Origin of the sequence: Nocardia gamkensis NBRC 108242, from assembly GCF_001612985.1 — a bacterium.
In the GTDB taxonomy this organism is placed as follows: Bacteria; Actinomycetota; Actinomycetes; order Mycobacteriales; family Mycobacteriaceae; genus Nocardia; species Nocardia gamkensis.
On record NZ_BDBM01000027.1, the window covers coordinates 22,390 to 43,843 of the forward strand.

General features: G+C 65.8%; 22 protein-coding genes and 1 tRNA gene. 10 read left to right on the forward strand and 13 right to left on the reverse strand.

The features are described from left to right. Positions 1 to 23 precede the first annotated feature (23 nt). The 4 genes from NG1_RS21060 to NG1_RS21070 form a co-directional block, all read right to left on the reverse strand. Positions 24 to 911, reverse strand: coding sequence for an IS3 family transposase (locus tag NG1_RS21060; protein WP_062973511.1), 888 nt, complete (start codon positions 909 to 911; stop codon positions 24 to 26). A gap of 2 nt (positions 912 to 913) precedes the next feature. Then, the gene (locus tag NG1_RS36820; protein WP_157114155.1) at positions 914 to 1,087 is read right to left on the reverse strand and encodes a hypothetical protein; all 174 of its coding nucleotides are present in this window, start codon (positions 1,085 to 1,087) and stop codon (positions 914 to 916) included. Continuing rightward, positions 1,084 to 1,218 (reverse strand): transposase, encoded by a 135-nt coding sequence (locus NG1_RS35810; protein ID WP_084499078.1) that lies wholly within the window; start codon positions 1,216 to 1,218, stop codon positions 1,084 to 1,086. The genes NG1_RS36820 and NG1_RS35810 overlap by 4 nt, the downstream gene beginning before the upstream one ends. A gap of 286 nt (positions 1,219 to 1,504) precedes the next feature. Beyond that, entirely contained in the window at positions 1,505 to 1,795 is a 291-nt protein-coding gene (locus tag NG1_RS21070; protein WP_281218286.1) for an endonuclease/exonuclease/phosphatase family protein, read from the reverse strand. A 452-nt stretch (positions 1,796 to 2,247) separates the two neighbouring features. Between NG1_RS21070 and NG1_RS35815 the strand changes: the two genes are divergently transcribed. Further along, on the forward strand, positions 2,248 to 2,466 hold the full coding sequence (locus NG1_RS35815) for a helix-turn-helix domain-containing protein (RefSeq protein WP_084499079.1): 219 nt from the start codon (positions 2,248 to 2,250) through the stop codon (positions 2,464 to 2,466). Between the two features lie 827 nt (positions 2,467 to 3,293). Further along, the gene (locus NG1_RS21080; protein WP_062973346.1) at positions 3,294 to 3,971 is read left to right on the forward strand and encodes a tyrosine-type recombinase/integrase; all 678 of its coding nucleotides are present in this window, start codon (positions 3,294 to 3,296) and stop codon (positions 3,969 to 3,971) included. A gap of 536 nt (positions 3,972 to 4,507) precedes the next feature. On the opposite strand, the gene NG1_RS36825 is transcribed toward NG1_RS21080, so the two are convergent. From NG1_RS36825 to NG1_RS21090, 3 genes are all read right to left on the reverse strand, one after another. Then, positions 4,508 to 4,672, reverse strand: a complete 165-nt coding sequence (locus NG1_RS36825; RefSeq protein WP_157114156.1) for a hypothetical protein — start codon at positions 4,670 to 4,672, stop codon at positions 4,508 to 4,510. Positions 4,673 to 5,217: 545 nt separating this feature from the next. Next, the gene (locus NG1_RS21085) at positions 5,218 to 6,009 is read right to left on the reverse strand and encodes a hypothetical protein (RefSeq protein WP_063910392.1); all 792 of its coding nucleotides are present in this window, start codon (positions 6,007 to 6,009) and stop codon (positions 5,218 to 5,220) included. A gap of 3 nt (positions 6,010 to 6,012) precedes the next feature. Further along, positions 6,013 to 6,846 (reverse strand): sigma factor-like helix-turn-helix DNA-binding protein, encoded by an 834-nt coding sequence (locus NG1_RS21090; protein WP_062973351.1) that lies wholly within the window; start codon positions 6,844 to 6,846, stop codon positions 6,013 to 6,015. Positions 6,847 to 7,316: 470 nt separating this feature from the next. Between NG1_RS21090 and NG1_RS38440 the strand changes: the two genes are divergently transcribed. The 4 genes from NG1_RS38440 to NG1_RS21110 all read left to right on the forward strand — a co-directional run bounded on the left by NG1_RS38440 (position 7,317) and on the right by NG1_RS21110 (position 10,942). Further along, entirely contained in the window at positions 7,317 to 7,829 is a 513-nt protein-coding gene (locus NG1_RS38440) for a helix-turn-helix domain-containing protein (RefSeq protein ID WP_245659977.1), read from the forward strand. 86 nt (positions 7,830 to 7,915) lie between these two features. After that, complete coding sequence (locus NG1_RS21100) at positions 7,916 to 9,523, forward strand: replication initiator (protein ID WP_062973513.1); 1,608 nt, start codon at positions 7,916 to 7,918, stop codon at positions 9,521 to 9,523. A gap of 10 nt (positions 9,524 to 9,533) precedes the next feature. Beyond that, complete coding sequence (locus NG1_RS21105) at positions 9,534 to 9,737, forward strand: helix-turn-helix transcriptional regulator (RefSeq protein ID WP_062973354.1); 204 nt, start codon at positions 9,534 to 9,536, stop codon at positions 9,735 to 9,737. Beyond that, a complete protein-coding gene (locus tag NG1_RS21110; protein ID WP_062973355.1) occupies positions 9,737 to 10,942 on the forward strand; it encodes a tyrosine-type recombinase/integrase in 1,206 nt (401 codons plus the stop codon). Before NG1_RS21105 ends, NG1_RS21110 begins: the two co-directional genes overlap by 1 nt. A gap of 42 nt (positions 10,943 to 10,984) precedes the next feature. On the opposite strand, the gene NG1_RS21115 is transcribed toward NG1_RS21110, so the two are convergent. The 5 genes from NG1_RS21115 to NG1_RS21135 all read right to left on the reverse strand — a co-directional run bounded on the left by NG1_RS21115 (position 10,985) and on the right by NG1_RS21135 (position 15,010). After that, a tRNA-Pro gene (locus NG1_RS21115) sits at positions 10,985 to 11,058 on the reverse strand. Between the two features lie 104 nt (positions 11,059 to 11,162). Then, the gene (locus tag NG1_RS21120; protein WP_062973357.1) at positions 11,163 to 11,966 is read right to left on the reverse strand and encodes an SDR family oxidoreductase; all 804 of its coding nucleotides are present in this window, start codon (positions 11,964 to 11,966) and stop codon (positions 11,163 to 11,165) included. Beyond that, entirely contained in the window at positions 11,963 to 12,583 is a 621-nt protein-coding gene (locus NG1_RS21125; protein WP_062973362.1) for a TetR/AcrR family transcriptional regulator, read from the reverse strand. The genes NG1_RS21120 and NG1_RS21125 overlap by 4 nt, the downstream gene beginning before the upstream one ends. Positions 12,584 to 12,683: 100 nt before the next feature. Beyond that, complete coding sequence (locus NG1_RS21130; RefSeq protein WP_245659978.1) at positions 12,684 to 13,868, reverse strand: cytochrome P450 family protein; 1,185 nt, start codon at positions 13,866 to 13,868, stop codon at positions 12,684 to 12,686. An 833-nt stretch (positions 13,869 to 14,701) separates the two neighbouring features. Further along, positions 14,702 to 15,010 (reverse strand): hypothetical protein, encoded by a 309-nt coding sequence (locus tag NG1_RS21135; RefSeq protein WP_062973364.1) that lies wholly within the window; start codon positions 15,008 to 15,010, stop codon positions 14,702 to 14,704. Positions 15,011 to 15,178: 168 nt separating this feature from the next. On the opposite strand from NG1_RS21135, the gene NG1_RS21140 reads away from it, so the two are divergent. The 4 genes from NG1_RS21140 to NG1_RS21155 all read left to right on the forward strand — a co-directional run bounded on the left by NG1_RS21140 (position 15,179) and on the right by NG1_RS21155 (position 19,578). After that, on the forward strand, positions 15,179 to 15,754 hold the full coding sequence (locus tag NG1_RS21140) for a TetR/AcrR family transcriptional regulator (protein ID WP_062973366.1): 576 nt from the start codon (positions 15,179 to 15,181) through the stop codon (positions 15,752 to 15,754). A gap of 73 nt (positions 15,755 to 15,827) precedes the next feature. Beyond that, positions 15,828 to 16,616, forward strand: coding sequence for an oxidoreductase (locus NG1_RS21145; protein WP_062973368.1), 789 nt, complete (start codon positions 15,828 to 15,830; stop codon positions 16,614 to 16,616). A 296-nt stretch (positions 16,617 to 16,912) separates the two neighbouring features. Next, the gene (locus tag NG1_RS21150; RefSeq protein ID WP_157114158.1) at positions 16,913 to 17,314 is read left to right on the forward strand and encodes an MBL fold metallo-hydrolase; all 402 of its coding nucleotides are present in this window, start codon (positions 16,913 to 16,915) and stop codon (positions 17,312 to 17,314) included. Between the two features lie 1,349 nt (positions 17,315 to 18,663). Continuing rightward, positions 18,664 to 19,578: a class I SAM-dependent methyltransferase gene (locus NG1_RS21155; protein WP_062973371.1), complete on the forward strand. Its 915-nt coding sequence runs from the start codon at positions 18,664 to 18,666 to the stop codon at positions 19,576 to 19,578. A gap of 118 nt (positions 19,579 to 19,696) precedes the next feature. Here NG1_RS21155 and NG1_RS21160 read toward each other — a convergent pair whose 3' ends face one another. Continuing rightward, on the reverse strand, positions 19,697 to 20,935 hold the full coding sequence (locus NG1_RS21160) for an alkane 1-monooxygenase (protein ID WP_157114159.1): 1,239 nt from the start codon (positions 20,933 to 20,935) through the stop codon (positions 19,697 to 19,699). Positions 20,936 to 21,454: the final 519 nt, after the last annotated feature.

A 21,454-nucleotide genomic window follows, 5' to 3' on the forward strand; every position in this document is an offset into this window, starting at 1 on the left:
CCCCCGCTAATCCGGAGAGCGGATTATCTGGTTCCGGCTGGAACCCGGTCATGGTAGCTGGCTTCGTACTCGTCGGGTGATCGCCAGCCGAGCTTCTTCTGGATCCGCTGCGTGTTGTACCAGCCGTCGATGTAGCCGAACAGGGCGTTCTCGGCGTCTTCCCTTGTCCGCCAACTGTTCCGATACACCAGCTCGGTCTTGAGGGTAGAGAAGAAATTCTCCATGAGAGCGTTGTCGTAACTGTCACCGACCGACCCCATCGACTGCGCGATCCCGTTGTCGGCCAATCGGTTCGCGAACCGGATCGCTGTGTAGGTCGAGCCACGGTCGGAATGATGGACCAACTGCCCGTCACGGACATCGCGGGTCCACACCGCGTATTCGAGAGCACCGAGTACCAGTTCGGTGTCGCACCGGTCCGAACACTTCCAGCCTACGATCCGGTTGGAGAACGCGTCCCGGACCGCGGCCAGCCAGAACACACCCTCACCACACACGATGCGGGTGGCGTCGGCGACCCATAGCCGGTCCGGCTCACCGGCGGTGAAGTCACGGTTGACCAGATCCGGGGCCGGGGTGGCACGCGGATCCTGCCGAGTCGAACCCAGGCGCCACTTCTTGCGCAGGAACGCGCCCTGCAACCCGGCACCCCGCATCAGCCGCTCGACTCGTTTGCGGCCGATCGAGATACCCCGTCGGCGCAGCATCGCATGGATCCGAGGTGACCCGTAGGTCCCGCCCGAGCTGGTATGGATATCGACGATCTCAGCCAGCAACTCCTGGTCGGCCAGCCGCCGCCGAGACGGCTGCTGCGCCTGCTGCAACCAGCCGTAATACGTCGATGACGCGATGCCCAGAACCCGCAATACGAGCTCGACCGGGTGCTGCGGATGTTCGCTGACGAACCGCAAGATCACCGCCGGGTCTGGCCGAGCTCCGAGGCGAAATACGCACTCGCATCACGCAATACGGCGTTCACCCGCTCCAGCTCCGCGACCCGCTTCTTCAGGGCCCGGTTCTCAGCCAGCATGTCGGTCGTCGGCCGATCGTCGCGTTCGCCGGCATCGGCCTCGGCCTGGCGGATCACAGCCGCAACGCCTCGTGATGCACCCCGAGCTGGGCGGCCAGCTTCCGGATCGTCGGCTTCGGGTCCGACTCCCGATACAGCCGCACCGCCCGCGCCTTCAGCTCGTCCGGGTACTTCCTCGGTGCTGCCACGAATGACTCCTTCCGGCCCTATCGGACCACAGTCAGAGCCCTCCGAGAAAGCGGGGGAACCTCAGGTTGTCGCCGTTGTTGACGAGTTCGTGTTGGCGGCGGCTGAGGGCGTGTGGGTGTCGAGGGAGGTGTTGAACGGTTCGTCGTTGATATCGCCCATCACCAGCACCGGGTATCAGGCCCGTGGACTTCGAGGACGCGTTGGTGGAAGTAGGCGAGGGTTTCCCCGGCGATGGCGCGGTAGCCGGCGGAGGCTTCGGCGCCGCCGCGGCGTGAGGGCCAGTGGTTATCGAACACCGCTCACGTGCGGGGTGGCGGTTTTGGTGGTGAAGTGGACCTGGACGATCTCGGGGGTGGCGTTGCGGCGCATCACCCCATGGAAGAACACCGAATCCGTCAGGGGCAGAGGAACTTCGAGCAGCGCGGTGTCGTAGATGAACGCGACGTCGATGCCGCGTTCGCCGCCGGTGTCGGCGTGCACGATCTTGTAGCTACGAGCATCGGGAAGCAGGGTGTTGACCTTGTCGACCAGCAGCTGCGCGACGGTCTCGTTCTCTATCTCGCAAACTCCGAGCAGGTCGGGTCCGGCACCGTTGTTTCATCTGCGCGATGACCGAGGCGAGCTGGCTGACCTTCTGATCCTGCAGCGTGACGGTCCAGTTCTTCAGATCGTTCTGTAGGACGCGTTTCAGCTTGTCGGTGCGTGGAGCGTCTTTGTGGTCGAACAGGTTCTCGACGTTCCATTAGGAGGGTTTCCCACTGCGCCCACGGCAATACCGTCGGACCCCACAAGACTCTCGGGCACTCCGCCACCGTGCAGCAGTCCCAATCTTGTTGCACTGGCTCTGGAATTGTCGGCATGCGCGACGTCTGGACGGTGGCGCGATCGTCGCAGGGAAGCTTCAATGGATGGTGGGTGAGAATCGGCAGACAGGGTCCTTTCGACTGAGGTGACCCATGCATTCGAGACCCCCATCCAAACCATCGACGCCGAGCAACGAAGGCCACACGGAGCGACACCGCGGGCCCATGCCTGACGGTAGTGGCGACGAGATCTGGCTCAGCACAGAAGAAGTCGCTCGGCGACTGAAGATCCCGAAGAAGACGCTCTCGGCGTGGGCGGCCGCAGGCCGGGGCCCACGGTTCGCCCGCATGGGCAGATACCGGCGTTACCGGGTCAGTGACCTCGTTGCCTGGGAAGAACAGCAGCTCGCCAATGGTGGAGGAAGCGGACCAGTTCTCGGCTGAGCGGCGCTCAGGTTCGGCAGTTCTGGCGTGCTCGGTATCTGCTGCGGACCGCAAGCGTGTTACGGACCACTGGCAGCTAATTTATAGCAATGATTCGCCCGTTGTGCTTCGCCTTCGTGTAACCGAGTCTTGAGGTCGGCATCGCCCCCTCAACCGGATCGGCGTAGCGGCCATCTTGGCGGCTGCGGGGCGCTGCCGACGTTTGAGCGCGAATGTCTGGCAACGATGAGGGAAGGAAGCGGTTGATGGGCGGCAGACTGCCGAAGCCTGTCGGCACGTTCGGTGCGCCGACCAAGCCCAAGAAGCAAAAGAACGGGCGCTGGCGCACGACGGTCTATTACTACGGCGCGGCTGGACGTGCCCAGCTCGACGGGTGGGGGCGAGCCCGGACGAGGCACGCAACAGGCTCGCGGAGGCAATGCGTGACCATCGGGAACAGTTGGGGTACCTGCGGATCACGCGCACCACCAAACTGCTCGAGCTCGCCGCCGAGCTGCTTGCCGAACTGGAGCGCGACGACGCCTACACCGAGGGCAACATCGAGGACTACCGCCGCGAGATCTATGTCTCGACCGACAAACGCGCGAACCCCAAGACTGTCAAGATTGAGAACTCGGTCGGGAACCTGCAGGTCTGGCAGGCCACCGCCGGTGAGCTGGACCGTCACCTGAAACGACTCATCGCGTTGGGGCTACGGCGCAAAGCCAAGCAGCACAAGATAATTCTGCGCGCAATGATGCAGATCGCGGTACGCCACGGCGCGGTGGAAACCAACCCGATCGACGGAGTCAGCCCCTTCGGACGGCGCCGCAACCCGGCGCGGCAAGGTGCGGGACCAAGACGCCTTACCCGCCTTCCGCGCTCAGGTCAGAGCGTGGGCCAACGGCGAGGCGATCCCCGGCACTCCGGCCTACACCTGCGGGCCGCCGCGGGACTGGACGGTGGTGTGGGTTGTCGACGTGATCACCGGCACCGGCATGCGCCCGCACGAGGTCTTCGCGCTGCTGCTCGAGGACATCGACCTCGACGCGCCCGAGCCCTACCTCGACGTCACCGGCACCCTGGTTGAGGTGAAGGGCAAATGGGTGCGCAAACCCGCCCCAAAGACCGACAACGGGTGGCGGCGCATCCTGCTGCCCGCCCACACCGTCGATGCTGTCCGGGAGGCGATCAAGGACCTGGAAGTCGGCGACCGCCAAAACCCGATGGGACTGCTGTTCCCGGCCCGAAACGGGTCGCTGCGCAACCCGAACAACTTCGGCCGCACCTGGCGCGCGGCACGCGGGGAGAACTTCGCGTGGGTGACTCCACGTACATTCCGCAAAGGCGCGGCCACCGCGGTCGACCACGCCTACGGCGACCCCGAACGCGCCGCCCGCCAGCTCGGCAACACCCGCGCGGTGGCCAAGACCCACTACATCGACATCCCGGAGACCGTTCCGGACAATCGGGACGTCCTGGAACGCTGGGCTCGCGGCGAGGAGGGCGAAAGTATGAGATTTTGACTGGCTCGGGTCGAATCCGACCCCTCCCTCAGGAACGAGAAAACCCCTTCCGACGCTGGTCGGAAAGGGTTTCCAGTGTCGGGCTGACAGGATTTGAACCTGCGACCACTTGACCCCCAGGAATCCTGATTCGAGATATGCGCACGTCACACGCGGTATGCATGATGGCGCGATGTGTCAGAAACGGCGCGTTGTGCGTGGTCGTGTATGACGTGTGGTCCCCATCTGGTCCCCAGCGGATAGGTTGTCTATCCGCCACTTTCGCATGTCCGCACCACGTCCATTTGGCCCTGTTGTGTGGTGGGTTGCACCCAGAGGCGGGCTGGCTGCGCCTGCCCCTTATCGGCCTGCCTTTCGCGTGTAGAGGCTCCGGGGTCAAGAGTGGCGATAGCCATCAGCGGAGCTGACGCCGTAGGCGCTCTTGACGCTGGAGGGGCGCGTGAACACAATGCAGGCCACCACACAGCAGGGCCAAGCGGCCGAAGGACGCTCAGCTGTTCAAGGCACGAGAAGAGGGGGCCGAAGCCCCCTCCGGTTCAGTACGGGTACCGGTCGAGAATCTCGGCGTTGCGGCGGTACTGGGTGTCGCACGGGGTGCAGCGCCACACCACCTGGTCCTGGGGACCGTACTTGGAGGTGAACGGGACGGCGGCGGGGTTGTCGCATCCGCGGAGCTGGCAGGTATCGGGCTTGGTGGTCATCTCGCGGGTTCCTCTCCGGCTGGGGTGGTCTGGCTGAGGGCGTCTCGATCACGGCTCCGGTGGGTGTCAAGAGTGGCGCCAGCCATCACGTAGTGACGCCGTAGGCGCTCTTGATGCCCGCTGGTGGCGTGATAGCCCTCGGATCAGTCAGACCACCACGGCCGGTGAGGAACTGGTGACCCGGCGGGGCCCCGCTCGGCTGACTGCGGTGACCTCGTTCGTGGATCTGGGGACCTCGGCGGGACCACAGCCGGTGGACCGGGCAGAGTGCCGGCCGATTCGTGCTCGGCTGCGGGAGGTCAGTCGGGTACGGCTCTCGTCGTGCCCAGCACTGCGAGGATGTTCGAAAAGTGGCCAGATAGGAACTCTGTGCGCCCCGGCGGCCGAGTGTCGCCGACGCGCTCGACGCGCCGCGAGCGACGCCTCATCAGCCGCGCTGCGTGTCGCAGCGCGGCGGCGGCGCGAAGCGCCGCCGGGGCGCTCTTGATCCTATATAGCCAAATTCGGCAACAACTTCGGAACGTTCGGGGCGCTCATCAAGCCGACTACAGACGGACCACCGCAATGGTCTTGTCGTCGTGCCGCTTGGATCGGGGCAGGACGCGGCCGTCTGGATCGGCGTGAGCTTCCCACTCGTGGCATCGAGCGAGGATAGCGCGAAGCGATGCAGGTGATTGGGCTGCAATCTGGGGCCACGCGATACCAAGCGCCTCGACAGTGTCGCGTGCACCGTCTGTCGTGACGACTGCCCACTTGATCGCATCGCGCGGGTAGCTCACGGTCACTGCGTGTTCGGCGGCACCCGGATCGGCTTCCGCGATCCAATAGCCAGTGTGTCGGTTACGCTGCGCTCGCTGCTGGCGTTGGAGTTCGCGAAGCAATCCGCGGTGAATGTCGTCATACCCCGAGCCTGCGGCCAGTCGACGCCGGTATTCGGACGCTTCGGATATGGGAAGATTGCTCAGGCGATCATCGGTGATCATGTCGTGTCGTCCGTTCGCGGTGCCGACGACGATTGTGCTGTCGCCGAGGACGAGCAACTCAACCTCGTCGTTATTGACCCGGACAACTGCGACGGTGCTGGATGGTGACACGTTCGGCCGTAGGTCGAGTTCGTCTGCCGCGGACCGGATTGCGTCCGCCAAAGCTGTCGCGAGAGTGCTTGCCGTGCCGCACCGGTCGATGAGTTCGCGGCCCAGCGTGTCCACGTACTGAACGGCAGGCGGGATGTCGGGATCATGCGAGGTAGCACCGTCGAGCACGATCACTCCAGTTTCGAAGAGCAGGGCGCGGTCTTCGCCTGTCTGCGCGGGTAGCTCAGCTATCGCGATCTCCACCCCTCACTCCCCTGCCGTGAAAGGTCCTGCGAGGGCGCGACTGTCCGTGATAGCCAAGTCAGTGTCGAAATCGCATTCGATTACTGCGCTGATGAAGTGAGCACCCGGCCGGTAGAGCCACGTCAAGTTGGCGTTGAGCCAGTGAGCCACTCCGAGAGAACCAATGCTGGTCACGCCCGCGATGTGGACGATGACGCGCCCATGCTCCACTCGACGGGCGAGGTAACCAATGTCGGTTCTGTTCGTGAGGTCGGCACGGAAGGGTGAGCTATGTCGGCGCCCGGTGGCCTTCTCGATGAGGTACCAGGTCCCGTCGATGTTCTCGAAGCTGAGCGCCTCGTCGGCGGCGAGTAGATGGCGGGCAACCGGGGCGGACTTCGGGCCGCAAATCACCACCGCGTCTCCGGCCGGTGGCTGCTCGGTGTCGGGGTCGATCGCGAATCGCGAGGTAGCAAGGGCAAGCCGGGTCAGCATCGTTTCGACCTGTTCCTGAGTTGCCTGATCGCTCGCATCGAAGTACGGGCGTTCGCGGCCGTCTTCGACACCGAAGCGCCGCGGAATCCCGACCGCGACAGGACCAACCCCGAAGAATGCTCGTTCGGGCGGCGGCGCGCTAGTCCTGATCTGGCTGATCCGGCTTTTTGTGATGCCGAGGAGCTCCGCAATCTCGCTGTAGGTGAGACCAGTCTGACGAGCCTCCTCGATCGCCTCCTTGCGGAGTCTCGCTAGCTCGGCGGCCCGCTGTTGATACAGCGTGATCAGGTCGGTTGCCCGCTGTCCACGGCGCACCGGGTCCGGATCGGAACGGACCTTGTCGAACTCGTCTATGCCAGCCACAGCACGAGTTTAGAACCCCTTGACGACAAACGTCAGCCCGGCGTACCCTCGGAGTTAATACCCCCTCAACTCGACCGACTTTCAGCCGCTTTGCGGGTTGAGGGGGTATCAACTCAACTACCGAGGGGTGGAGACATGATTACGCCACAAGTGACCGCCGCAGCCGCCACGTTCCGTCCGTCGCGCCTGAATTACGCGGGTTTCTGCATCTACTGTCTGGCGGCGGGGTGCTCGCGGGCGGGGTGCATTGCGCAGCATGCGGCGTCGGAGTGGGTGTTGTGCCCGGATTGCGGGGGCACGGGCTATGTGCGGGGGCATGTGGACCCGGAGGGGGCGGGTAAGCGGTGCTACTGCTGGGGCGGGCTGCTGGATGTGAACCTCGTGGGGCCGGAGCCGGTCGCGGTGGTGCCTTCGACGGTGGTTTACGAGTGCTGGCCCGCCAATGGTGGTGCTCCGCGTCGGCGGGTCGGGTGATCGTGATGGTGGAGAGGCCGGTGTGGGCGCGGCGGATTCGTGCTCTGCGTGAGGCGAAGGGCCTGTCTCAGGCTGCGGCGGCCGAAGCGATGCGGGCACACGCGGGTCGGGTGCTTCCCGATGCCGAACACCTGGTGCGGCGCTGGAAGGCGTGGGAGCTGGGGGAGAACAAGCCGGGCAGGGAGTACGCGCAGATTGTTGCCGCGACGCTCGGCACGGTCACTGCCTCGCTATTCCCTGTCGTGGCGGTGCTGCCGGATGTGGAGGCGTCGCCGCCTGTGTTGTCTGCTCTGCGTCCGTCGCGGTTCAGCTTCGCGGGGGTGTGCATCTGGTGCGAGGGCCGTGATTGCGTGTCGCCGGTGTGCGTGAACCGTCACAACCTGTCGGAGTGGGAGGTGTGCCCGGCGTGCGCGGGGATGCCGTGGCGGCAGTCCGGTGGTCGGTGTCAGTGCTTGTTCGGGCTGGTGCAGGCGGCAGCGAAGTTCGCGACGCTGGCGGTCGCGGTATGACCGAACCTGCTGTCACAGAACATGATTCGCCCGCCACGGCCGGTGAGCCGCGTGAGACGGCGGCGGATCGTCGCGCCCAGTTGAACATGGTCGAGCTGGCGGCGTCGGCGGCGGAGAAGGTCGGGACGTGTCGGCGTCCGTTGGCGTTGCTCGCGGTCGATGAGGACACTCACGCGCCGAAATACATTGCCGCGCCGTGTAAATCGACTTTGGAGTGTGTGTGCCCGGCGTGCGCTGCGCGGGCTCGGGCGTTGCGGATTCAGCAGTGCCGGGAGGGCTGGCACATTCAGGAGGAACCAGTGGTGGAGAAGAAGGCACCGACCGAGCAGCAAACCGAGCTGTTGACGGCGCGGGCGACGTTGATGCACGAGTACGAGCAGGCGCGCGAGGACGGCGACACCGACGCGATGGATGGTATCCGGGAAGTGGTGGCCGACCTGGACGAGGAACTTCGGGAGACCGGTATCCGCGGCAAGCTGCCCGCGCTGGACCCGCAGCCGAAACCGGTGCGCAAGCGCTCCACGCGGCGTCAGCAGCAGGCCCCGGACCTGCCTCGCAAGAAGGTCGCCAAGACCACGGTCGGGCGGGTGTATGCGGGCAAGTACCGGCCATCGCTGTTCGTCACCCTGACCTTGCCGTCGTATGGGCGGGTGGGTTCGGACGGTGCTCCGGTGGACCCGGAGAGCTACGACTACCGGCAGGCGGCGCGGGACATCATTCATTTCTCGGCGTTGTTCGACCGGTTCGTGCAGAACTACCGGCGCGCTTCGGGTCGTGATGTCCAGTACTTCGCGACGGTGGAGCCGCAGCGGCGCGGGGCCCCGCATATCCATATGGGGATTCGTGGCACCGACCCGAAGGAACTGATTCGCCAGCTGGCGGCGGCGACCTATCACCAGGTGTGGTGGCCGCACTTCGACCAGGAGGTCTACGACTCCGGGCGGATGCCGTTCTGGGATTACACGCTGGGCCGGTTCGTGGACCCGGACACCCGCGAGCCGGTGCCGACGTTCACCGAAGCCCTGGACGTGATGGACACGGTGGACGAGTTGGAACCGGCGCATGTGATCCGGTTCGGTCAGCAGGTCGATGTGAAGGGCATCCTCGGCGGCACCGAAGAGGCCGGTCGGCATATCGGGTACCTGACGAAGTACCTCACCAAGAGCATCGGGGACGTGATCGAACCGAAGTCCCAGCGCGCGGCCGATCACTACGACCGGTTGCACGCGGAGTTGGCGGTGACGCCGTGCTCGCCGTCGTGCGGGTTGTGGTTCCGCTACGGCGTGATCCCGAAGGGCGCCACGGCCAAGACGGTGCCGGGGTTGTGCAAGGGCAAGGCGCATCGCCGGGACACGTTGGGGATGCGGGGGCGTCGGGTGCTGGTGTCGCGGAAGTGGACCGGTAAGGACCTCGCCGACCACAAGGCCGATCGGGTGGAGTTCGTTCGGCAACGCCTCGCAGAAGCCGGGATCGCCCCGGAAGTCGTCAACCGGATGAAGATCACCCCGGTAGAGCCGGGCGACCCGAACGTGCCACCGCGTGAGCATCTGATCTTGCAATTGGTGTCACAGAAGCTGCGGCGGCAAGCGGATTACACCCGTGCGATGCTGGTGGACCCACCAACGGAACACGTTTCACATGAAACGGAAAACGTTGTAGCACAACAGCATTCAGCAGACGGCCCGGCGGCATAGGAGTTCCGCGATGGATGCAAGCGTCAGGTGGTACACGACGGAGGAGGTGGCCCGGATGCTGAATGTGGATGCGTCCAGCCTGCGGCGGTGGCGGACTGCTCGTCCTCCGCAGGGTCCGCCGTTTGTGCAGGTGTCCGATCGTGTGGTCCGCTACAGCAGCGCGGATGTAGACGCCTACTTGCAGATCAGGCGCGTTGATCCGATGGTGGCGTGATGGACAAGCAGGTGCATGTTCTTCCGCTTGGGGTTGAGCTTCGGGCAGATATCGAGGTTCGGGACCGGGCCAAGCCGTACCGTGCCCGTGTTCGCTGGGTTGATCCGGCCACGAAGAAGCGCCCGTCCGTATCGGAAGCCTTCGAGACTCGCGAAGAGGCTGTCGAGTGGGTCGAGCGTCTTCGGCAAGCTGCGGCGCGGGGTGTTGATCCGAAGATGGCGACGGCGACGCTGGCCGAGTACGGAAAAGCCAGTCTGGAGCTGGCGTTGCGTGGCATAGAGCCGAAAACCCGTGATCCATACCTTGCGGGTTGGCGGCGGCGAGTGCTGCCTACGGTCGGACACCTGCCGGTCACGATGATCACCGCCGGTGTAGCGGATCGAGCGGTTGGGGCTTGGATCGCGGACGGGTGCAGCAAATCGACGGTGAAGAACACTCTTGCCGTTTGGGCGCGGATGATGGATCAGGCGGTCCGCGATGAGCTGATCGCACGTAACCCCGTTCAGGTGACCGGCTGGCAACGCCAGTTTGCTCAGGTGGAAGACGAACTAGAGAACCCTCGGGCGCTGGCCCTGCCCGACTGGCAGACGCTTACGGCGCTGGCTGATGCGTTGGTGGCGGCGTCGGCTGATGAGTATCGCGGTTGGGGTGATGTGGTGATCTTCGCGGCGTGTACCGCCACGCGAATCGGCGAGGTCTCCGGCTGCCGGGTGGCCGACATCGACACGACCAATTGGGTGTGGACGTTGCGGCGGCAAACCACGCCCGGCCCTGGCGGGATGCAGGACAAGGGCACGAAAGGCAAGCGGGCACGCAAGATTCCAATCATCGAAGAGCTTCGGCAACTGGTGACTCGTCGCGCCGCTGCCATGCAGGACAAGCCGGAAGCGCGGTTGTTCGTCGGTCCGCGTGGTGGCCGCATTTCGACTGGCGTCCTGCGTCGGGCAACGCATTGGGACGCGGTGGTTGCCAAGCTTGGCTATGAGCACCTGCGGCGTCACGATCTGCGGCATACCGGGCTGACATGGTTCGCTGACGCGGGCGTACCGGTGCATCGGCTCCAGAAGATCGCTGGTCACACCGATCCCCGGATAACCCAGCGGTACCTCCATCCGGATATTCAGGCTCTGGTCGAGGACGGGAATCTGCTCTCGCAGCATCTACGGTCCCCACGTGGTCCCCAACTCCGGGTGGTTGGAGAATGAGGAAAGCCCCTCCGACGCTGGTCAGAGGGGTTTTCTCGTCTGTCGGGCTGACAGGATTTGAACCTGCGACCACTTGACCCCCAGTCAAGTGCGCTACCAAACTGCGCCACAGCCCGTTGCGCCCGCTGTGCGGGCGCTCGAAGAGATTACCGCACGAGGCCGGAGCGGTGCTAATCGACTGGTCAGAGGGGGTGCGGGGTGGTGGAGGATGGGTGTGTTCTCAGCGGTAGTCGTTCACGTGGTCGACCGCCCACTGGGCGAAGGTGCGGGCGGGTGTGCCGGTGATCGACTGCGAAGTGGGACCGACCGGGCTCGGCTGCGTTCCGGCTTCTGCCCACATATCGAGGACTGGGCGGTAGTAGACGTCGGCTGCTTCCTCGTAACTGAGCTCGATCAGTTCGATCGGCTCGCCCAGGGCGGCGGAGATGGCGGCGACCTGCTGGCGATGCGACAGGGATTCGGGGCCGGTGAGGGGGTAGATCTTGCCCGCGTGGGATGGGTCGTCGAGGGCGGTGACGGCTGCGGCGGCGATATCGTCTTCGTGGATCGGCGTCAGTTGCAGGCCCGGGAAGGGGACGCGGACTACGCGGTCGGCTCTGATGGTGGGAAACCAGGTGCGGGCGTTGGCGGCGAAGGCGCCCGGACGCAGCACGGTCAACGGCAGGCCGGACGCGCGCAGCGTGTTCTCCACCGCGAGATGGCGTGCGCCGATGGGATTGTGCCCGTTCGCCGCCGCGATGGAGGACAGCAGCACGATGTGGGCGACTCCGGCGGCCTTCGCGGCGTCGATGAAGTTGTCGATGCCCTCGGCGGCGGCGTAGCAGAAGATTTTCTCGATACCCGTGAGGGCGGTGGTGACCGATCCGGGGTCGGTCGGGTCGAGCCCGACGAGTTCGACACCGTCCGGCACGGTGGTGTCCGCCGGGCGAGAACTGGCTGCCCGCACCGATCTTCCGGCCGCGCGCAGTTGATCGACGACAGCTCGGCCGACGATGCCGCGAACGCCGGTGACGAGGTAGGTCATGGGGTCTCTCCTTCGGAACGGGAATCGGTGAGATGGGTCAGGATGCGGCGCAACTGTTCGCCGTAGCGTCGCTCGAATTCCGTGGTCTGGGCTTCCATGCCGAACAGCTCGCGCACCTGGACCGGTAGCAGCAGAGGGGCGATGACCATGCCCATCACCGCGAGCTGGAAGGCGGCCGGGTCGAGATCGGCGGCGATCTCACCGCGCTCCTGACGGCGTCTGGTCTCGGCGAGATCGTGCTCCGAGATCGGCTGCTCACCAGACGGCGCGGCATCGGATAATCCTCGCCACATGAGCAACCGGATGCCGCGCGGATCGCGCAGCCCGTCGCGCAGATATTTCGTGACCACCTCCGCCAGCGGCAGCGCCGGATCGCTGAAGGTGGCCTCGCGCTCCAGCCAGCTCTGCTGGAGCGCTCGGTACAACCCTTCCTTCCCGCCGAAGTAGTAGGTGATCAACTGCTTGTTGACGCCGGCCCGCTCGGCGATGTCGCCGACCCGGGCCCCCGCATAACCTTTCGCGGCGAACTCGTCCAAGGCCGCCTCGAGCAGGCAGCGTTTGGTGCGTCCGGCGTCGCGAACGCGATGGGCGGGATCCGGGGTGCGATGAGTCGGCACCTGCCCCAGAGTAGTCCCGATTTTACATATGGCTAATTGTTTTAGACAGATGAAAAGTAGGGGGTGGTCCGCAGTGCGACAGACCACCCTCACGTCCGACTCAAAGAAGACTCAGGGGCGGGGACTCCGGAAAGGTGACCGGGACCGTAGCCGGTGCGCGGTGGAAGGAGCTCGGGAGCCACTTCATTTCCGCAGCTGGGATCGCCAGCCGGATCTCCGGCAGCGCATCGAGCAGTTGGTCGAGCGCCTCTTGGACGATGACCATGCCGACCGACTGCGCGGGGCAGGTGTGCGGGCCGGCGCCCCAGGCCAAGTGGGAACGGTTGCCCTGGCGGTCACCGGCCACCGCTGCGGGGTCGTTGTTGCACGCCGCCAAGCCGATCAGCACCGGTTGATGCTGCGGAAGCCACACATTCCCGACGATTTGCGGCTGAATCGGATATCTGACACAGGAGTTGGTCGCGGGGGGATCGCTGAACAGCACCTCGTCGATCGCGTCGCGAGTGGACAGTGCTCCGCCGAGCAGCTCACCGCCGAACCGCTCATCGGTCACCAGCAGCAGCACAGTGACCGCGATCAGATTCCATGTCGGTTCGGCGCCGGTCGTGTACAGCATGGCCATCTGATGGACGAGTTCGGTCTCGCTCAGCCGCGCCGGATGCTGGACCAGCCAGGAGGCCACATCTCCCGCCGGTGCTGCCCGTTTGGCCGAGATCACCTCGAGCATCGCCGCGCTGAGCGTTCGATGCGCCGCTTCCGCCGACGCAGCGTCGACGGCGTCGCGCAGGCTCATCATCGCGGTGTACGCGTCCTCTCGGACCTCGGGCGGGAACCCCAGCACCTGCTCCAGTACCCGGACGGTGAGCGGGATCGCGTACTCGTTGAGCAGATCCGCCGATCCGGCCGCGCAGAAACCGTTGATCAGCGACACGGCGGTGCGTTCCACCGTGTCGCGCAGTGTGTGCAGATCGATGCGATCGAGGCCGGCGGTGACGGCGTTCCGGTAGCGGGCATGCTCGTCTCCCGCCGTCCGCGACGCGTCCGGCCGCCACCGCATCGCCCACGGCACCGGACACCGCGCCGGCACGCTTTGTTCCCACTCGCTCGGATCGGCCGAGAAACGCGCGGAGTCGGTGAGAACCTCCAACGCCGTGCGGTAATCGATGATCAACGTCGCGGACACTTCCGGCGCTACCTGCACCGGGACGAGCGGGCCGTGATCGCTGCGCATCCGCCGGTATGCCGCGTGGGGGTCGGCTGCGAACTCGTCGGAATACAGCTTCACCCGCGCGCACCGTAGCGATCGAAGGGCGAGACGGGACATGGGGAGATAGTCAAAACAGGCTCCTGGAAAAGGGATCCGAAATCGACGCCGGATCCGCACGGCAGCTCTGGCGTAGGCGGATCGGCTCTGGGTGAATAGCCGGGTCGGCTACCGAAGGAATGTGAGGGGGAGCGGCCGGTGAAACGCGGGGGGCGAAAATAGTCGCGGGCCCGCCGGCCAGGCTGTGAATCCTGGCGATCCGTGTGCCCGATGCCACATCGACACGTTCGATCTCCCCTGCGTACGTCGCCGACAAGTGGCACCACGATCCAACTCGGCCCTCGAACCGACCGGTCTACCAAAAGTGTTCGATCGCAGCGTAATTCGACTAACGTTGAGGAAGCATACCCAGCTCCGTCATCGTTCGCAGCGCGAACTTTCCGAGACGGCGAGGACCGTCCGGCAGAGGCAGCCGCACAACTGATCTCGCACCGCCGGGCGCGGCGGTAGGGAGCATGTTCTCCTGCCCCGCTACCGCCCTACCGGGCGCCGCCCGGTCAGAGCCCGTATGCGTCGAGTGATCGCCGGTCGAATACGCGCGGATCGGCGCGTTCGAATATTCGAGTCGGGTGGTCACCGGCGCGACATTCGCGCTGAGCGATCAGCGGGCGTCACCGCGCTGTCGACGCGACATACCGGTTACCGGTGAGGCGCGGCGAAAGTCGATGCGCCTTGTCAAGCCGACCATTCCGCGATAGAAGGGCGTGCGTAGTGAACTACTCGCTTCAGGTGCCGCGCTTCGTGAATGGGGCAATCATGGGCCCGGCGACCTGCGACGTAGCATCAGCCGCGCATCATGGCAGGCGGTGCCTGCGCGACCGTGTCGTCGAGCACCGTCCAGCCGTCCGGGGCAGGTGGCCGTGGCCGCGCAACGCGGTGCTGCCGCCCGGTCCGAGCAGGGTGGCCAGGTCGGTCCAGTCCTGTTCGTCCAGCACCTGCGGGTGGTCGACGAACCGGGCGACCTCCAGGTCATAGCGGCCGATCCGTCCCACCCAGCCGGCGAACCGGCGGTGCTCGCCGCGCAACGACGCCCGCACCGGGTCGTCCAGCGGGTGCGGCGAGGTATCGACGTCGATGGTCGACTCGGTGGTCTTACCGCGCACTCCTCCACAACAGCGTCCGACCGGAGAACGTTAGCGAGACGCACGAGCGACGAGCACGGGTTGCGCTCAACGAGATTCCGGCACCGTGGCCTGCCGGGGCGTCGGAGCTACGGCTGGCGGTCGAGGGCCTTCTTGACCTGCCGGTCTAAAACGATTACGGTTCAGGTCATGGGCAGGCCGCGCAACTTCGATCCGGACACGGTGGTGGACCGGGCCATGGAGACGTTCTGGACCCACGGGTACGCCAACACCTCGCCCGCGCAGCTGGCCGACGCCACCGGCATCGGAAAAGGCAGTCTGTACAACACTTTCGGCAGCAAGCGTGCGTTGTTCGACTTGGCTCTCGACCGTTACGACCGGCTGGGTGTCGAGTTGGCCGCGGATATCCTGACCCGACCGGGCACCACCCGCGATTGCCTGGCCGCCTTCCTGCGTGGACTGGCGGACGCCGATATCGCGCAGCCCGTTCGGCGCGGCTGCCTGGCTGTGAACACCGCCATGGAAATGGCGGGGCACGATGCGGAGATCGCCCGTGCGGTCCGCGCGACACAGGATCATATGATCGCGGCGTTGGAGGCCCGGATCGATCAGGGGAAACGCGATGGTGACGTGCGCGCCGATATCGACCCGCGATCGATGGCCGAATTCGTGATGAACACCGTCGTCGGCCTACGGGTGATGGCCAAGACCTACGATGCGCCCACTCTGCATCGCATCATCGACACCGCTCTGACCGCCCTCTGAATCGAACTGCCTGCCGTGGGGTCCTTTGCTGCCCATATTTTTGACCTGTAGTTCAAGAAAGAAAGGTTCCATCATGGATCTAGAACTGTCCGGCAAGACCGCCGTCGTCACCGGTGCCAGCCGAGGCATCGGCTTGGCCGTCGCCGAAGCATTGACCGCCGAGGGCGTCCGGGTGGTCGGGGCCGCGCGCACCGTTACGCCCGAGCTCGAAAAGGCGAGCGTCGCAGCGGTTCCCGTCGACCTCTCCACCTCGGAGGGAGCGACCCGGCTGATCGGCGCCGCACTCGACGAACTGGGCGGCATCGACATCCTGATCAACAACGTCGGCGCCGTGAATGCCGCGCGTCTGGAACTGGGCGGCTTCCTCGACGTCGAGGACGAGCAATGGCGAGAGTTGTTCGACCTGAATCTGTTCAGCGCGATCTGGGTCACCCGCGCGGCACTGCCCAGCCTGCTGGAGCGGCGCGGCGCGGTGGTCACCATCTCGTCGATCAACAAACATCTTCCGGCGGCGGGGCCGGTCGGTTACAGCGAGGCCAAGGCCGCGCTGACCGCGCTGACCAAGCGGCTCAGCGAGGAGTTCGGGCCGCGCGGGGTGCGGGTCAACACCGTCTCACCCGGCGTGGTCGGCACGCCGATGTGGCGCGGACCGCACGGCGTGGGTGCCAAGTTCGCCGCCGCTCAGGGGCTTTCGCAGGAGGAACTGCTCGCGGCCGTGCCGGAGCAGTTCGGCATCGCCTCCGGCCGGATCAGCGAACCGGAGGAGGTCGCCGCCCTCGTCGCCTTCCTCGCGTCACCCAAAGCCGCCAATATCGTCGGGGCGGACTACGTCATCGATGGTGGCACATTGAAGATCGCCTGAATCAGAAGGCCGGGGGAGTCTTCGCGTTCCGGCTGCGACGCCGGGGAATACGTTCGCGCCCTTAGTGTTCGAGTGGTGAACGTGGTAGGAGTGAGTCGCGGCCGGAAGCGTAGACGGGTAGGGTAGCCGGACGGCACGGATAGGAGCGGACTGGTGCGTGTCCATCATCTGGATGCCGGGGGGACCCGTCCTTTCGGAGGGCCGACTTCCCCCGGGCCACCGTGCACGTGCACCGAGCGGAGCTGGACGCCGTCGAAGGGCCCTTCGGTCGTCGCGAGAAGTTCCGGTATCGACCGGTGCAGTTCGAGCATGGACCCGAGTGGTCGGTCTACGGGGAGTCCGACACCCGCGCGGAGCGCTGGTTCGATTTCCAGGCGGTCCGCGAATTGCGGGGCCTGCCCCCGGAGGTAATCATGGTCCCGCTGGCGGGCCACACTCGCGGTCACGTCGGCGTCGCCGTCGACACCGGGGACGGCTGGCTGTTGCACGCCGGCGACGCCTACACCTACCACGGCCAAATGCGTGCGAAACCGTCGATGCCCTTGGGAACGCGGGTTTTCCAGTGGTATGTGGACACTGGGCGGCGGGCCCGCATCGAGAACCAGCAGCGGCTCCGGGAACTCGTCAGCGACCACGGCGACGCGGTGACGGTGTTCTCCGCGCATTGCGCGACGGAATTCGAGCGCCTGAGCAGCTGACCGCTGTGGCTACCAGGGCCGGTCGCTGCCGTGGAGCCCGCGTTCGGCGAACGCGGGCAGCGCCACCGCGCTAGCCGACAACGCGGTGGGATGGCCACCGCCGAAGTGATCCCGGTCTGTGCCATCAGCGCGCGCCGCCTCGGGGCTCACTCGGGCAGCGCCCGCCCGGAGCGGCGCGCAGTGCCTCGGCGTAGCCCCGCGGTATCAGGTGCTGATGCACGTCTACACGGTTGATGAAGCAGCCCCTTCTCCGGGCCTGCCGTGTTCCACGCCGCGCCGAAGAGGTTCGGACCCCGCATGGCGCAGCCCGGCTCGTTACCCACCAATTCTGATGGTTCATCATTTCTGCTTGACAGAGTGAATCCACATATCTGATGATTACATCAGATTATTGGCCGGAGGAGTGTCGCGATGAGCGCCTTCGATTTCGATGTCGTGGGGGGTCGGCCTCGGCCCCTCCGAAACCGCGGCCGCGTTTCCGCCGCGGCGTATACCCCGGCGTGGACTGCGCGGCGTCGAAGGAACCCCGGCCCGGCAGCCGGATGTCCGCCACTACAACGGCCGCCATCGGCGCCTGGACGGGGCATTAGGCGTGGGGTTCGCGATCCTGGGTTACGGAACCGCGTGCTGCGCCCCGACCGCTAGCTACGTCTTCGGCGTCGCCGCGGCCGAGCGAGGCGCGCCGTGGGTCGCCGAATTGGCACGGCGACTGGGCGTGTCCCCAGGAGGCTGGCGGTAAACCAGCCCGGCACCGACGTCCATCAGGATGTGCCGACTTTTTCGGCTACCTCTGTCCGCGGTCGATTTCGTGCCGAACGCCTGCCGGGTGGTCGCGCGCGCACGCCGTGACGACGTTGTCGCGGTGGCGTGCCGAACTCCGCGCCGAGTGCTGACCTACCCGTCCGAGGCCGGGTGACAGGCGCTGCGGACTTCGTGTTGTACGGCCAAATCTAGCTATCTGTGGGCATCGTGACCCGAGTAGTGCGCTACCCGACCTGAGCGGTCGTCGGTCAGGCGTGGGTGTGCCCGGTCGCGCATACTCGCGCAGGTCTGGATAGTGCGGCTGCTCGGCCGCACAGGGTAAGGCTCGGCGTCCGCGCGGCGGGGAATCGATCTGCCGCTGTCCTCATGTTTGCTGGATGGCCGGTTCGCGAGGTCTGCGCAGAGTGAGCGAGGTAACGTGAAGGTGTCGGCCGGGGTCGGCTACGTGAGCGACGGCGTGGCGGCCGCGGCGGCAGCGCGTAGTCGGTGCGTCTTCGGACCTCGTGGTCGTATCCGGCCGGAAGCCGTCACGGCCCCGGAGGCTTCCGCTGAACAGCAGTGCTGGTTCGCGAGAAAGATCCGCCGTCATGAGTGTGTACGCCCCCCTGTACCGCGAGGTCCTGTCGCGGGAGGAACTGCCGGACGAGTTCTTCGGACTCTTCCTCGACCCGACCCGTACCTACAGTTGCGCGCTGTGGACCCACCCCGACGACACCCTGGAAAAAGCCCAGACGGCGAAGATTGATCTCGCCTTGGCCAAATGCGATCTCCAACCGGGGATGACCCTGCTGGACGTCGGTTGCGGCTGGGGATCGACCATGCTGCGCGCCATGGACACCTACGGGGTGAACACGATCGGGTTGACCCGCAGCCGCAACCAGTACCGGTACGTGCGGGACATGCTCGTCGATCGGCTGATCCGTGGCCGCCCCTACGGCGGGGTGCGAGTGCAGGGCTGGGAGGATTTCGACCGGCGTGCCGACCGGATCGTGTGCGTCGGGGCGATGGAACACCTGCCGGTGGACCGCTATGGGGAGTTCTTCGAGTTCGCCTACCGGATCATGCCCTCGGACGGAGTGCTGCTGTTGCAGACGGTGGTCAGCCACAGCCGCGATCATCTGCGGGCGCACGGCACCAGGATCACCGGCGACGACTTCGCCTTCTTGCGTTTCCTGCGCGAGACCATCTTCCCCGGTGGCCAGCTCCCGCTGTCGTTCGGCCACTACCCCAAAGGGATCACCGAATACGCGCAGGAAGCCGGATTCACCGTCGCCGACATCCAGTCGCTGGGACCGCATTACACCACCACATTGGACTGCTGGGCCGACGCCCTGCACGAACACCGAGACCGGGCGATCGAGCTCGCCGGGCGCGACACCTACAACGCCTACATCCGGTATCTCACCGGCTCGGCCGAGTACTTCCGTCGTGGGCATATCGACGTCATGCAGTTCACCTGCCTCAAACCCGACGCTCGCTACCGGTCCCCGCTGCTGCGCTGAGTCCGTCGCCGGCGGTGGCGCATGGCCACCGCATCTGCCTGCACGCCGAGTGCAAACCGCGCACCGAGCGCTGCGGCCCCGCTAGTCGCCGACCGACGCGTCAGCGATCCGCTCCTGATCAGAACCGGACCTCCGTCGCGCCGGTCGACGGGCTCATGCTCGGGGAGCGGCGCTGCGCGGCCAGCCGTACGTTCTCGCGCGGGCGCGGATTGCGGATCGGCAGGGTGAGCCTGCGTCTCCGGGGCTTGGTGTTGATGAGCGTCATGTCGCCGTTGTAGTGGGCCAGGACCCGCGGATCCATGACCGCGCGCCACAGCGGCGGGATGATGGCCAGCAGGACCATGGTGGCGTAACCGGCGGGGAGCTGGGGCGCGACGTCGCAGCTGCGCAGGGTCTGATAGCGGCGGCCCGGATTGGCGTGGTGATCGCTGTGGCGCTGGAGGTGGAACAGGAAGATGTTGGTGACCAGGTGGTCGCTGTTCCAGCTGTCGCGGGGCGAGCAGCGGGCATAACGGCCGTCCGGGCGGCGGGCGCGCAGCAATCCGTAGTGTTCGACGTAGTTGACGGTCTCCAGCAGGCCCGCGCCGATGAGCGCTTGGAGGGCGAGGTAGGGGATGACGGCGGGACCGAACACCACGATCAAGGTGGTGAACAACGCCGCGCTCATCGCCCAGGCTTGCAGGAGATGGTTGCTGGGGCTCAGCCAACGTTTGCCGTTGCGGGCAAGACGCTGACGCTCCAACGTGAGGGCGGAGCGGAACCCGCCCGTCATGGTGCGGGGGAGGAACTGCCACAGCGATTCGCCGTAACGGGCGCTGGCCGGGTCCTCGGGGGTGGCGACGCGAACGTGGTGACCGCGGTTGTGCTCGACGAAGAAGTGCCCGTAACCGGACTGGGCGAGCGCGATCTTGGCCAGCCAGCGTTCGAGACGTTCGGCGCGGTGGCCGAGTTCGTGCGCGGCGTTGATGCCGATCCCGGAGACGAAGCCGAGCGTGACGGCCAAGCCGAGTTTGTCGACCAGGCTCAGCTCATGGCTTGCCCACAGGTAGCTGGCGATCAGCAGCCCGATGAACTGCATCGGCAGGAAGAGGAAAGTGCACCAGCGGTAATAGCGATCGTTGGACAGCGCCTCGTAGTCCTCGTCGCGGGGATTGCTTCCATCGTCGCCGATGGCGAAATCCAGCAGCGGGATCACCCCGAGGATGATGATCGGGCCGATCCACCAGAAGAGCTCCAGCCCGGTGTACAACACCAGCTGTGAGGGCAGTAGCGCGCAACCCGGGGCGATCAAGCCCAGAATCCAGAGGTAGCGCTTGGGGTCGCGGGCTCGCGTGTGCTCGAAGATCGTCATAGTCATCTCGCCGATCCGTCAGGACGACACTCAACCGACAGTTCCGACTGCGGACAACACCTACAACGTGCACGCCTATCAAGAATAGCTAGAAGTTCGCTGTGTAGGGTCGAACCGTCGAAACCGTTGTCTGAGCTGGCGACGTCCGCCCGGCGATGGCGTACCGCTGACCGGATCGGCCCGCGCTTTCGAGGCAGGCGCCGCCGCGTCGGGTACGAAACGATCCGTGCCGGATCTGCGAGTATCACCGCTGCGCGCACCTGAGCGGCTCGAGCAGGCGGGGAGGAGCCAACTCCGACATTCGAACCTTTCTGTACCGAAATCGACCTAGCTGACGAACGGTGAGACAGCAAATTCGGTGCAAGTAGACTCGCCGACCCTGGGTCCGGGAGCCACGGGACGATCGTGGGGGTGGAACTCGCCCGCCGCACGGGGGATCTGTGCTGTGCCGGCAGGCAGGTCGGCCGCGGTTCGGTCGTGGGACCGAACCGCGGCCGACCACCGTGCATGGAGATCATGGCACTA

Excerpts from the sequence above, each read along its gene's own strand:
- NG1_RS21100 (WP_062973513.1), top strand. The coding sequence starts at position 7,916 with ATGGTCGAGCTGGCGGCGTCGGCGGCGGAGAAGGTCGGGACGTGTCGG.
- NG1_RS21120 (WP_062973357.1), bottom strand. The coding sequence starts at position 11,966 with ATGACCTACCTCGTCACCGGCGTTCGCGGCATCGTCGGCCGAGCTGTC.
- NG1_RS21155 (WP_062973371.1), top strand. The coding sequence starts at position 18,664 with ATGAGTGTGTACGCCCCCCTGTACCGCGAGGTCCTGTCGCGGGAGGAA.
- NG1_RS21160 (WP_157114159.1), bottom strand. The coding sequence starts at position 20,935 with ATGACTATGACGATCTTCGAGCACACGCGAGCCCGCGACCCCAAGCGC.
- NG1_RS21140 (WP_062973366.1), top strand. The coding sequence starts at position 15,179 with ATGGGCAGGCCGCGCAACTTCGATCCGGACACGGTGGTGGACCGGGCC.
- NG1_RS35815 (WP_084499079.1), top strand. The coding sequence starts at position 2,248 with ATGCCTGACGGTAGTGGCGACGAGATCTGGCTCAGCACAGAAGAAGTC.
- NG1_RS21105 (WP_062973354.1), top strand. The coding sequence starts at position 9,534 with ATGGATGCAAGCGTCAGGTGGTACACGACGGAGGAGGTGGCCCGGATG.
- NG1_RS21145 (WP_062973368.1), top strand. The coding sequence starts at position 15,828 with ATGGATCTAGAACTGTCCGGCAAGACCGCCGTCGTCACCGGTGCCAGC.
- NG1_RS21110 (WP_062973355.1), top strand. The coding sequence starts at position 9,737 with ATGGACAAGCAGGTGCATGTTCTTCCGCTTGGGGTTGAGCTTCGGGCA.
- NG1_RS36825 (WP_157114156.1), bottom strand. The coding sequence starts at position 4,672 with ATGACCACCAAGCCCGATACCTGCCAGCTCCGCGGATGCGACAACCCC.